This is a genomic window from Alicyclobacillus acidoterrestris, assembly GCF_022674245.1.
GTDB lineage: Bacteria > Bacillota > Bacilli > Alicyclobacillales > Alicyclobacillaceae > Alicyclobacillus > Alicyclobacillus acidoterrestris.
Map to the genome: position 1 here is coordinate 1,569,558 of NZ_CP080467.1, position 11,983 is coordinate 1,581,540.

Genomic DNA, 11,983 nt, shown 5'->3' on the forward strand with positions numbered 1-11,983 from the left:
ATCTCTTCATGGGTCTCTTCATGGATCTCAAGGAAACGACATAATCGGCAAACGATAGCCAAAATCGCAGTCAGGCAAGGAGACTTGTTTGAGCGCTGCGGTTTTGGCTATCTTTATCTTGGATGCGAATCTACGAATCTTTTGAAGAATTTTCAGGCGGATGGTGGGAAGCCGAGGAGGCAGGTCGTACATGCGGTTGGCATTGCAAGTGCGTTCATATGCGTGGATTCGTGCACAACCCTTGGAGCGTGTGGCGTTGTGGGGTCTGCTTGTGGTTTCCATTCTGATTCACCTGCCATCCTTGCACAATCCATTGATAACGATTGATGCTTGGCGACAGACGGATGAAGAAAGCGTCGTTTTTCATTTCGTGCACGGTGCGATGAACCTCTTCCATCCGCAGTTTTTTTACGATGGATCAAGCGGCCAGAGCGTTCAGCTCGAACTGCAAGCCCTTCCGTGGCTGACCGCTGGATTGATGAGGCTATTTGGCTGGCACGTACCGTTCTTGCACGTCGTGCCGTCCATATGTTTCACCATCAACGTTTGGCTTGTCTACCGTGTGGGTGCGCGCCTTGCCAATGCTCGAAAAGGCCTCGTCGCAGCACTCTGCTATTTGCTTATTCCGTACGATATTTACTATGGGCAAGCATTGATGCCGGAAGTGTTTATGACGACGTGCATGCTGTGGGCGGTGCTTGCGTTTGACAGATGGACACGCAAACCGTCCTGGACGACGACTCTGTATTGCACGGGCGTTTTGACCCTCACGATGCTCGCCAAACTTCCCGCAGTGACGGTTTTGCCAGGAATTTTGGCGCTGCTTGTCGGGCGCTGCGGTTGGCGGTCACTGGTCTCGTGGAAAGCGCTTGTGTGTATCGTCGTAAGCGTTGGCATCGTCTATGGATATATGGCATACGAAGGCGCCCACGCCGATCACACGTTTGTAAGCGGGGATACAGACGCCTATTTTTTGAAACACATCGGCGAAATTTTAAATCCGAGTAAGTATGCACAAGCGTTCATCTTCATGTCGACCAACGCGCTTGGGTATGCGGTGACGCTAGGCGCACTCATTTCACTTGGACAACTTTTCTACAAACCCGCACCGTCTACACAAGCCGTACGTTTGTTCAACCGCGTCAGTGCGTGGTGGGCGCTCGGCGGATTTTGTTTTGTCACATGGGTGGCTACAAACAATGCGCTGCACTACTACTACATGGTGATGACGGTTCCCGCCGCCTTGTTGTGCGCCAATGCGTTGGTCACCCTGTGGAGGCGCGCATCTCGCTTCACCCGAACGGTCGTATCTGTTCTCGTCGCAGGGATGATCGCGTTTTGCGCGTACGCCACACCCCCGATGTACACGCCAGCTGAAGCGGCGCCATATGCGCTTGGCCTCCACTTGTCGCGCACGTTGCCCAAAATGGCTGACATTGTGTGGGTGGGGCCGGATCCGATGATTTTTGATTATGCGAAACGCGATGGTTGGCGATGGCTGAGTGGAGACAACCCGCGCGCCTTTCGTGGCTGGCTGACGGATAAACAACAACAAGGGGCAGTTGTGGTTGTCGTTGAAGATGCTTCGCAGTATCCACGCATTGTGTCCGATTTACAAGCGCACGATCCTTTTGCACAATATGCGGGCTATACGGTGTACCGGCTTGGCAGATGAGACGGGCCTCGCTTGGCCGCGTCTCATCGCAGGTGATTCAGCTGACTGATGATGCCTCCATGACTTTGCGGATGCGGCGAACGGCGTCGTCCAGTTCGTCTTGTTCGATAATCAATGGTGGTGCGAAGCGGATGACGTTTTCGTGTGTCTCTTTGCACAGTAGCCCTTCTCGCATCAGCGCTTCGCAGTATGGGCGAGCAGAGACATCTAGTTCGAGGCCAATAAACAGTCCGCGCCCGCGCAGGTCTACAATGTGCGGGTTTTGAATCGTTTTCAGTTGATGGATAAAGTACGTGCCGAGATTGAGTGACCTATCCGCCAATTTCTCCTCGACAATCACGTCCATCGACGCGATAGCGACCGCCGCACCGAGTGGGTTGCCGCCAAACGTGGATCCATGCGAACCCGGTTCGAACACGTCGAGCACATCGTGGTTCGCAACGACGGCCGATACGGGGAAGACTCCGCCGCCCAGCGCTTTCCCGAGGATGTAGACGTCGGGTTCCACGCCTTCCCAGTCGCAGGCGAACAACTTGCCTGTGCGACCAAAGCCCGTTTGAATTTCGTCCGTGACAAATAGCACGTCGTTTTTCTTGCACGTTTCGAACGCTTCCCGCAAAAATCCTTCGGGCGGAATGACAATTCCCGCTTCGCCTTGAATGGGTTCCGTGATAAACGCGGCGGTGTTGGGTGTAATGGCCGCTTTGAGTGCATCGATATCCCCATAAGGAATCACTTTGAATCCTGGCGTCAGTGGGCCAAATCCGCGTTGGTATTCTGGGTGCGAAGACATGGATACGGCGGTCACCGTACGCCCGTGAAAGTTCCCTTCACTGACGATGATCTCGGCTTGCCCATCAGGCACTTTTTTGACGTCGTACGCCCAGCGGCGTGCGGCCTTTACGGCAGTTTCCACGGCTTCTGCGCCCGTGTTCATCGGCAGAACCATATCTTTTTTCGTCAACTGCGACAATTTTTCGTAAAATAGGCCGAGTTTGTCACTGTGAAAGGCGCGGGAGGTCAGTGTGACGAGATCTGCCTGATCTCGCAGCGCTTGAATGATTCGCGGGTGGCGATGCCCCTGATTTAACGCTGAGTAGGCGCTGAGCATATCCATGTAGCGGTTGCCTTCCGGATCTTCCACCCAAATCCGTTCGGCCTTGTGGATGACGATGGGTAGTGGTTTATAGTTATGCGCACCGTATCGATTGGTCAAATCGATGAATTGCTGCGTTTGCGACGACGAGTTGGTCACGACAGTTCCCCCTCACATAGATGTCTACACTGTGCATCGGGTGACGGTTTTAGAGAACGGTGTCAATCCGCGCTGTCTTTATCATTATGTGCACTGGGTGAGTCCACCAGCAAGCGCGAGTTTGGTGGGACACTGGAAAAGGGCAGGCCCACGGCGCTTCGGGCCTGCCCGGAGAAGACGATGCGTCAGCGTGAACGTCGTTGTTCACTCAATGTTTTAGCGGCGTCTTTACCCGATGCCACTTGCGGTTCTCATTGGTCGTCGTTGGGAACCTGTCTCCTTTGTGCAGACGGACGCGTTTGGGTGCGGTTAGGCCGTCGCTGTCTGGGTGCTCGCCAACTTCGATGTAAACACCCGTGTTTGGGACTTTGTAGCCGGGATTAAATTCAGATCTCTCTCCCATCACACATCACCTCGTGCATAGTGTGACCCGTACGCACGGCTGCAGACAGGAGATGGTTGGCAGGGTGGCCGGACATTGCACGATTTCACATTGAAGGTTGAATGGCTCGTTTACTTTCGGTAAGATCAGAATGGTGTGTTCGAGAGTAAATTCATCATTTGTCGTTTGTTTGTTGTGTTTTCGCGCGCACCAACACACGATGTATATAGGGAGACGAGAACGCGATGTATCGTCGAGAGCAAACAAAACCGGTGCGGGTTGGTGACATCACCATTGGTGGGAACGACCAAGTCATCATCCAAAGTATGACCATGACGAAGACTGCGGATGTGAAGGGGACGGTGGAACAGATTCACCGACTCGAAGACGCTGGCTGCCAAGTCGTGCGCGTGACAGTGAACACAAAGGAAGCTGCCGCAGCGATTAAGGACATCAAGCGGCAGATTCACATTCCGCTGGTCGCAGATATTCACTTCGACTATCGGCTGGCGCTTGAAGCAATCGAGAATGGCATCGATAAGGTTCGCATTAACCCAGGAAACATCGGTAAGCGTGATCGGGTAGAAGCGGTGGTCAAGGCCTGTAAAGAGCGTGGTATTCCCATTCGTATCGGCGTCAACGCAGGTTCCTTGGAGAAACATATTTTGGAGAAGTACGGATACCCGACGGCGCAGGGCATGTTGGAGAGTGCACAGCACCACGTGAAAATCCTGGAAGACCTTGATTTTGACGACATCATCATTTCCATGAAGGCGTCGGATGTGCCGATGGCGATTGATGCGTATCGCTTGGCCGCGGAGACGTTCCGCTACCCGCTGCATTTGGGTATCACGGAATCTGGCACATTGTTCAGTGGAACCATTAAGAGTTCTGCTGGGCTCGGCACATTGCTCAGCATGGGTATCGGCAATACGATGCGCGTGTCGTTGAGTGCGGATCCTGTAGAGGAAATCAAGGTTGCTCGCGAGTTGTTGAAGACGTTCCACATCGTTTCGGATGCGGTCACGATTGTGTCATGCCCAACTTGCGGTCGGATTGATATTGACTTAATTAGTATTGCGAATGAGATTGAGGCATATACGCAAAACATCAAGGCGCCTATCAAGGTGTCTGTGCTCGGTTGTGCGGTGAACGGCCCGGGCGAAGCGCGCGAAGCTGATATCGGCATTGCAGGTGCGCGTGGAGAAGGTCTCTTGTTCCGCAAGGGTGAAGTGGTGCGCAAGATTCCAGAGGCCGATTTGGTCACGGAATTGAAGCGCGAGATCGACATGATGGCGAAACGCTATCAGGAGACCGGATCGATTGACTGAGTTGGCGTTGCGGTCGTCGCGCGGGGGCCTCGTGTAAAGAGGCTCCTCTGTGTGGCGATGGTCGAGGCGCTCAGGTCATAAGGCGAGCGTGAACCGCGATGGAGGCCGAGCCGCAGACGGCCAGACGAGCGAGAAGAAGATGTAGATGGTTGGCCCGGCGGTGAGCGTCGGGCCTCGTTTGGTTGAGCAGGGGAGTGCCGGGGTGAGCGGGTAGGGATAGGCTTGTGGTGCGGCGGGATCGAAGGAGGCTACGCTGCACTCAAGCGGTGTGACGCGCTGGGTGCCTTGTCTTAATAGGACAATCGCACGCTCTGCGGACCAGTTAGGGTATGAAATTTACCTTATTGACTGATTTTTATGGCTTTTCGGTCGGTGGAGAAGGATATAAGGCATTTATCTTGTCTATAAGTCGCCGGATTCAAAGAAACGGCGCAAATAGTGCACGAAACGGGTCCTATTTTTGCGCGGCGCACAGTCGGACTGCAGCCGGCGATACTCGCATGCAGTCGGTCGTCGCTTCATGCGATCCGCCCACATTTCCCCAGATACCCCCTTGCCTCTCTCTGGGCTCTATGCTTTACTATATTAGCGTACTAAAGTAACGGACAATTGGTGTGGTGATGACAGTGAGTGTAAATGTGCCAAGTGGCTTTGCGGATAGGCCGATGGGGATGCAGGATAGTTACCCTGGATTTGCGAAACGCAGGCGGGTGATTGAGAACCGGCTGGTCGACTTCTTCGACGAGGCGGGATATGAACTCGTGTCGAGCGGGGCGTTTGAGTTTGTCGACACATTGCTAAGGGCGCGGCCTTTCGAGGCGGCGCGCGAGTGGGTGCAACTCTTTGACGGCATGGGTAACGCGATTGCGCTGCGGCCGGAGATGACGCCGTCGATTGCGCGGATGGCAGCGCCACTGGTGACAGCGGGCAAGCTGCCGATTCGTTGGTCGTACGCTGAGCGGGTGTATCGGCGCACGAATGATCCGGCTTCGTTGTCGTGGGCCAGCGGCAAAGCCGCCGAGTCGACGCAGGTGGGCGTCGAGTGGATTGGCGAAGCAGGTGCCGCGGCGGACGCGCAGGTGTTGGATTTGTGCCATCGGGCCACGCTTGCACTTGGGTTACAGGAGACACAAACGGTCGTCAGCCACGCGCGTTTATTGCCGGCGCTGCTCAAGGCGCTCGGTGTACCGGGCGAGCTTGTGGCAGATGGGCTGGAGTGCTTGACGAAAGGCGACTATGTCGCGTTTCGGGCGGCGCTGCCCAGCGAATTGCCAGACGTGCTTGGCGTCTTGCAGGCTGTCACGCCGTACGAGCCAGATAGTCTGGCGGAAGCGACGACGGACGCGGTTTGGCAAAGTGAAACCGCGAGACAGGAGATGGAAGCGGCCTGGAGCAGTCTCGTGCTTCTGGCGTCTGCGGTGACGGACCTCGGGCTCAAGGAGCAGGTGATGTTCGACTTGACGCTGCATCGCGACATCACCTATTACACAGGGCTCGTGTTCGAGGTGTTCGCGCCAGGCGTCGGTGCGCCGATTGCGCTTGGTGGGCGCTACGACGACTTGTTGGCGCAATTTGGGTCGGCAGCGCCGGCAGTTGGGCTGGCGTTTGAAGTCGAACGGGTGCTGGCTGTGCTCGGTGCGCCGATGACGGCGGCGGATACATTTTCAGCAGGTTCGCTCGGCGAGGCTGCAAATCGGGTGGGAGGGGGATTGTGATGCTGACAGTGGCGCTTGCCAAAGGGCGTACGGTGGACGATTTGTTGCCGCTGTGGCAGGAGGCGCAATTGCCTCTCCCGGCAGATCTCGACGATACGCGCGCGCTCGTCTTCGAAGTGGCGTGGGACGGGTACTCGCCCATCCGCTATCTACTCGCCAAGCCCGCCGATGTGCCCACCTACGTGAGTTTTGGCGTGGCAGATCTCGGCGTCGTCGGAAAAGACGTGTTGTTGGAGCAGCAGAAGGAGTTGTATGAGTTGCTCGATCTCGCCGTCAGCAAATGTCGCCTCTGCGTCGCGGGCCTGCCGAAGGATTTTGACAGGCGGCCCGAGCGGGTGGCGACCAAGTATCCGAAATTGGCCGACGCGTATTTTAGGAGCCAGGGGCAGTCGGTGGAAATTGTGCCGTTGTCGGGATCGATTGAGTTGGCGAGTGTCATTGGGCTGGCGGATCGGATATACGATTTGGTGCAGACAGGGTCGACACTCAAGGCCAACGGCCTCGTGGTCTATGACACGGTGCACGACATTTCGGCGCGATTGGTGGCCAACCGTTCGAGTTATCGGATGAAACAGCGGGAGATTTCTGAGGTTGTGCGGCGGTTGAACGAGGCGATGGCGAAGAGGGAGGCAGTGCGGCAATGACCGTAAAAATTGTGGAAGGCACAGCGTTTTCGTGGCAGCGAACGGCGTCTGCCGCACCGGATGAAGCGCGGCGCGTAGCGGATATCGTGGCGGATGTTCGCGCGCGGGGAGACGCTGCGTTGCGGGCCTGGACGGCTCAGTTGGATGGTTTAGCGTCTGCCGCAGAAGCGGCGTTTTCGCTGCGGGTGCCCGTTGAGGCGCTAGAGGCGGCGTACCAGGCGACGCCCGCCGAGACATTGGAGGCGTTGCGGGCGGCGGCGGATCGGATACGGACGTTTCACGAGGCGCAGTGGCCGGAGGACTTTACGCTGTATGGCGAGAACGGCGAACAGATGGGCATGGTCTGGCGCTCGCTGCGCCGCGTCGGCGTTTATGCGCCGGGGGGACGGGGCGCGTACCCGTCGACGGTGCTGATGGACGTGATTCCGGCGCAGGTGGCAGGTGTCGCCTCAATCGCGCTCTGCTCCCCGCCAGGGCCGGATGGACTGCCGCATCGGGATGTGTTGGCGGCTGCTTATCTCTTGGGCATTGACGAAGTGTATCGCGTGGGGGGCGCGCAGGCCATTGCCGCCCTTGCGTATGGAACAGAGAGCGTCCAACGCGTGGACAAGATTGTCGGGCCGGGGAACCTCTATGTCGCACTCGCCAAACGGCAGGTGATGGGGGACGTCGGCATTGATAGCATCGCTGGGCCGAGCGAAGTTTTTATCGTCGCAGGCGAGGAGGCAAATCCGAAGTTTGTCGCCGCCGACATGCTGGCGCAGGCGGAACATGATACGGAGGCGGGCGCTGTCTGCGTGAGTACGTCGGAAAAGTTGCTTCAGGCGGTACAGCGCGAATTGGAGCGGCAGCTCGCTGATTTGCCGCGATCGAGCATTGCACAGGCGGCATTGGAGCGGTGGGGCGCATTGGTGCATGTCGATAACCTGGAGCAGGCGATGGACATTTTGAACGAAGCGGCACCTGAGCACGTGGAATTGTTGATGGATGATGCGGCAGCGTGGCTGCCGGCTATCAGCCGCGCGGGGGCCGTGTTTCTCGGTCACGACACGCCGGAGCCGGTTGGCGACTACTACGCGGGGAGCAATCACGTGTTGCCGACGCATGGCAGTGCAAGCTTTGCGAGTGGGCTTGGCGTGCACGACTTTCTGCGGCGCATGAGCGTCGTCGCGTACAACCGGGAGACGTTGTCTTTGCACGCAAAGCATATTGTCACGCTGGCGCGTGCGGAATCCCTGGAGGCACACGCGCGCGCGGTTTTAATCCGCGGGGAGGAGGAGAGCACAGATGGCAACTGAAGCGACGGTTGCAGCGCCGAGCTTTGTGGCTGACGTCGAGCGCAAAACCGGTGAGACCGACATTCGACTTTCCCTGGCGCTGCACGGAACAGGCGAGGTGAAACTCGATTTTCCGGTGCCTTTCTTGCGCCATATGCTGCATTTGTTTGCCGTTCACGGCCAGTTTAATCTCACCATTGAGGCCGACGGCGATATCGATGTAGACGATCACCACCTCGTCGAGGACATCGGCTTATGCCTTGGCAAGGCTATCGCCGAGGCGCTCGGCAACAAGGTGGGGATTCGCCGTTACGGCGAGCGGCACACGCCGATGGACGAGACGCTGGCGCGCGCGGTCCTCGACTTGTCTGGCAGGCCGGCGTTTGTCTTACAGGCGCAGTTCACAAACGAACGCATCGGGTCGTTCCCAACCGAGCTGGTTGCGGAGTTCTTCAAGTCTGTCGCCAACGAAGGGCGGATGGCGTTACACCTCGCCGTGCTGTACGGCGAGAACAATCACCATATGGTCGAGGGGTTGTTCAAGGCGTTCGGCGCGGCGTTGCGCGAAGCCGTGAGCCGCGTGGGCGGCGGCGTGCCAAGTAGCAAGGGGGTGTTGGAATGATTGCCATCTTGGACCCAGGCGTCGGCAATTTGAAGAGTGTCACGAAGGGATTTCAGCGCGTCGGCGCACAGACGGTCGTCGTGCCGGACGCAGCCGCCTGGAAGGCGCTCATCGCTGCGGGTGATGAGGTTCAAGGCGTTGTCTTACCTGGTGTGGGCGCCTTTGGCGATGCGATGTTTCAACTGCGCGCCGCTGGCCTCATTCCGATTCTCCGCCAGGTCGCGCGCGAAGGGCGGCCACTTTTCGGCATTTGCCTAGGGATGCAATTGTTGTTTGGCAGCAGTCAGGAGCATGGGCGGTACATGGGCCTTGGCCTTTTGCCAGGCGAGGTCGTCCGCTTCCGGGACGATGTCAAGGTGCCGCATATGGGCTGGAACGATTTAGATGTCGTCCGTCCTCACCCGCTGCTGCGGGACATCCGAGTCGGGGACTACGTGTATTTTGTCCACTCGTATTACGTCGAGGCGAAACAACGCGACTGTGTGTTGGCCGCCGCCACGTATGGCTCGATTTCGGTGCCCGGCGTCGTCGGGCAAGGCAACGTCTTGGGCGCACAGTTTCACCCGGAGAAGAGCGGCGATGTCGGCGAACGCATTCTGCATAACTTTGTCGCCATTTGTGAGGATTGGCAGCGAAGCAGGACGGCAAAGCAGGGGGGGGCGACCGATGACATTCACGTTACTGCCCGCGATTGATGTGCTTGGCGGCCGCTGTGTGCGCCTCCACAAAGGGGATTACGCGGCGAAGACGGAGTACAGCGACAATCCAGCTGCCGTGGCAAGGCACTGGTGCGAACAAGGTGCGACATTTCTTCACGTGGTCGATCTCGACGGCGCCAAAGACGGCCACAGCGTCAACGCGTCGGTGATTCGCGACATTGTACGGGTGGCTGCGACGTACGGTGCAGCAGTCGAAGTCGGCGGGGGAATTCGCACGACGGCGGACATCGCCGCTTGGCTCGACGCAGGCGTCTCCCGCGTGGTGCTGGGCACCGCCTCGCGCGATGTTGCGCAAATGGCGTCGTGGATTGACACATTTGGCGCCGACAGACTGGTTGCAGGTCTTGACGGCCGCGGTGGAAAACTCGCGGTAGACGGCTGGCTGGAGCAGACGGCGACGCCGATTGTCGACTTGGCTCAACAACTATTTGAGGTCGGCGTTCGCCACGCGTTGGTGACGGATGTGAATCGCGACGGAACGCTCGCTGGCGCCAACTTGGCACTCGCCGGTGAAGTTCAGGCGACAGGCCTTGGCGCAATCGCTTCTGGCGGCATTCGCGACGAGGCGGACGTCGTCGCGGCGATGCGTGCGGGACTTGCAGGTGCTGTAGTCGGCAAGTCGCTGTACGACGGCAAGTTCAATTTGACGCAGGCTTTGGCACGTCTGCAAGAGGAGGAGTCGGCGTGCTAATCAAGCGTATCATCCCTTGCTTTGACGTCCTCGACGGCCGCGTCGTGAAGCACGTCGGTTTCTTGCATGATCGCCGTGATGCAGGCGATCCGGTTGAGCTCGCAAAAATCTACTCGGACGCAGGGGCCGACGAACTGGTCTTGCTCGATATCTCGGCGTCCGAGCAGGGGCGGCTGGCGACTCGCCGCGTCGTCGAAGAGGTTGCGGCGCAGACGAACATTCCCCTGACGGTTGGCGGCGGCGTCTCGTCGGTCGACGATGTGCGCAGCCTGCTCCTCGCCGGAGCGGACAAAGTGTCGATGAATACGAGCGCGGTGCGCAATCCGTCGCTTGTCAAAGAGGCGGCGCACCGCTTTGGGGAACAGTGTGTGGTCGTCGCCATCGACGCGAATTTAAATCAAACCATGGGCGAGTACGAAGTGATGATTCAAGGCGGCAAGGTGGGGACAGGGATGGATGTCATCGAGTGGGCCCGCCGCGTCGAAAAGTTGGGCGCAGGCGAAATTCTCTTGACCAGTTTCCATCAGGATGGCACCCGCGATGGCTACGACATCCAGCTCACGCGAAGCGTCGCGACGGCCGTGAACGTCCCAGTCATCGCCAGTGGTGGGGCAGGGCGCAAGGAGCACTTCTATACCGTTCTGACGGAAGGGCGGGCGGATGCGGCACTCGCAGCCAGCGTCTTTCACTTCGCCGAGACGAGCATTCGCGATGTCAAGGCACACGTTCGGCAGAGGGGGGTACCTGTTCGATGGATTTATCAATGACGGAAACGGTTAATCTGTCCATTGTCCGCTACGACAGCGCCACAGGGTTGGTTCCGGTCGTCGTCCAGGATGTCGACACAGGCCACGTGCTCACACTTGCTTACGCTGACCGCGAGGCCATTAAGCGTACGCTGGCGACGGGCGAGACCTGGTTCTACAGCAGGTCTCGGCAGGAATACTGGCACAAGGGCGAAACTTCGGGCAACACGCAGAAGGTCGTCGACGTTCGCGTCGACTGCGACGGCGATGCGGTTTTATATCTCGTACAGCCACAGGGTCCGGCGTGTCACACGGGTGAAACGACTTGTTTCTTTCGACGCGTAACGCACGCGGAAACGACCGCTGCACCAAATCGGGCGCGTGCGATGGCGGCGGATGAAGGTGAAGGGCAGACAGGCATGGCGCCTGTGGCGACGACGTCGACTGCGGATGGTGCGTTGCGGGAACTGGCGCCAGTTGATGCGGATACCTTTGCGACGCTCGCACGACTTTGGGATCTGATTGACCATCGCTTCCAGTCCCGTCCAGAAGGTTCTTACACCACCTACTTGTTCACACACGGCGCCGAGAAAATTGGCAAGAAGGTGGGGGAAGAGGCCGTCGAGGTCGCATTGGCTGCCCTACGGGCTGAAATCACAGACACCCCCGGCACGCTCGCGTCCGAATCGGCAGACCTCCTCTATCATCTATTCGCCCTCTGGCGCTACAGTCAAATCTCCCCTGCGGATGTGCTTCTCGAATTGGATAAGCGGCGCTCCTGACGAGTGCCGCCAGTTTTGGCGTGCCATAGTCTGCGTGGAGCCATAGTCTACGTCGAACATATAAGGCAACCTATCTGCACTATCCTCGAATTTTTGCCGGATCGGCCCGCCTTAAGACACGAAACATACCCTATTTACTCAGAA

12 protein-coding genes are annotated in these 11,983 nt (G+C 58.1%); 10 read left to right on the top strand and 2 right to left on the bottom strand.

From position 1 onward, the window contains the following. Window positions 1-190 precede the first annotated feature (190 nt). Window positions 191-1,675: an ArnT family glycosyltransferase gene (locus tag K1I37_RS07180; protein ID WP_021297606.1), complete on the top strand. Its 1,485-nt coding sequence runs from the start codon at window positions 191-193 to the stop codon at window positions 1,673-1,675. 37 nt (window positions 1,676-1,712) lie between these two features. On the opposite strand, the gene K1I37_RS07185 is transcribed toward K1I37_RS07180, so the two are convergent. Both K1I37_RS07185 and K1I37_RS07190 read right to left on the bottom strand, forming a co-directional pair. After that, window positions 1,713-2,930: an ornithine--oxo-acid transaminase gene (locus K1I37_RS07185; RefSeq protein ID WP_021297607.1), complete on the bottom strand. Its 1,218-nt coding sequence runs from the start codon at window positions 2,928-2,930 to the stop codon at window positions 1,713-1,715. Window positions 2,931-3,138: 208 nt separating this feature from the next. Continuing rightward, window positions 3,139-3,333 (bottom strand): YjzC family protein, encoded by a 195-nt coding sequence (locus K1I37_RS07190; RefSeq protein WP_021297608.1) that lies wholly within the window; start codon window positions 3,331-3,333, stop codon window positions 3,139-3,141. Between the two features lie 224 nt (window positions 3,334-3,557). Between K1I37_RS07190 and ispG the strand changes: the two genes are divergently transcribed. The 9 genes from ispG to hisIE all read left to right on the top strand — a co-directional run bounded on the left by ispG (window position 3,558) and on the right by hisIE (window position 11,839). Then, complete coding sequence (gene ispG / locus K1I37_RS07195) at window positions 3,558-4,643, top strand: flavodoxin-dependent (E)-4-hydroxy-3-methylbut-2-enyl-diphosphate synthase (RefSeq protein ID WP_021297609.1); 1,086 nt, start codon at window positions 3,558-3,560, stop codon at window positions 4,641-4,643. A 620-nt stretch (window positions 4,644-5,263) separates the two neighbouring features. After that, window positions 5,264-6,358: an ATP phosphoribosyltransferase regulatory subunit gene (locus tag K1I37_RS07200; protein WP_021297610.1), complete on the top strand. Its 1,095-nt coding sequence runs from the start codon at window positions 5,264-5,266 to the stop codon at window positions 6,356-6,358. Next, entirely contained in the window at window positions 6,358-7,002 is a 645-nt protein-coding gene (gene hisG / locus K1I37_RS07205) for an ATP phosphoribosyltransferase (protein ID WP_021297611.1), read from the top strand. The genes K1I37_RS07200 and hisG overlap by 1 nt, the downstream gene beginning before the upstream one ends. Then, window positions 6,999-8,300, top strand: coding sequence for a histidinol dehydrogenase (gene hisD / locus K1I37_RS07210; RefSeq protein ID WP_021297612.1), 1,302 nt, complete (start codon window positions 6,999-7,001; stop codon window positions 8,298-8,300). Before hisG ends, hisD begins: the two co-directional genes overlap by 4 nt. Next, complete coding sequence (gene hisB, locus K1I37_RS07215) at window positions 8,290-8,901, top strand: imidazoleglycerol-phosphate dehydratase HisB (protein ID WP_021297613.1); 612 nt, start codon at window positions 8,290-8,292, stop codon at window positions 8,899-8,901. The genes hisD and hisB overlap by 11 nt, the downstream gene beginning before the upstream one ends. Continuing rightward, the gene (gene hisH / locus K1I37_RS07220; protein ID WP_021297614.1) at window positions 8,898-9,596 is read left to right on the top strand and encodes an imidazole glycerol phosphate synthase subunit HisH; all 699 of its coding nucleotides are present in this window, start codon (window positions 8,898-8,900) and stop codon (window positions 9,594-9,596) included. Before hisB ends, hisH begins: the two co-directional genes overlap by 4 nt. Continuing rightward, window positions 9,568-10,311: a 1-(5-phosphoribosyl)-5-[(5-phosphoribosylamino)methylideneamino]imidazole-4-carboxamide isomerase gene (hisA, locus tag K1I37_RS07225; RefSeq protein ID WP_021297615.1), complete on the top strand. Its 744-nt coding sequence runs from the start codon at window positions 9,568-9,570 to the stop codon at window positions 10,309-10,311. The genes hisH and hisA overlap by 29 nt, the downstream gene beginning before the upstream one ends. Then, window positions 10,305-11,078, top strand: a complete 774-nt coding sequence (gene hisF, locus K1I37_RS07230; RefSeq protein WP_021297616.1) for an imidazole glycerol phosphate synthase subunit HisF — start codon at window positions 10,305-10,307, stop codon at window positions 11,076-11,078. The genes hisA and hisF overlap by 7 nt, the downstream gene beginning before the upstream one ends. After that, on the top strand, window positions 11,063-11,839 hold the full coding sequence (gene hisIE / locus K1I37_RS07235; RefSeq protein ID WP_021297617.1) for a bifunctional phosphoribosyl-AMP cyclohydrolase/phosphoribosyl-ATP diphosphatase HisIE: 777 nt from the start codon (window positions 11,063-11,065) through the stop codon (window positions 11,837-11,839). Before hisF ends, hisIE begins: the two co-directional genes overlap by 16 nt. Window positions 11,840-11,983: the final 144 nt, after the last annotated feature.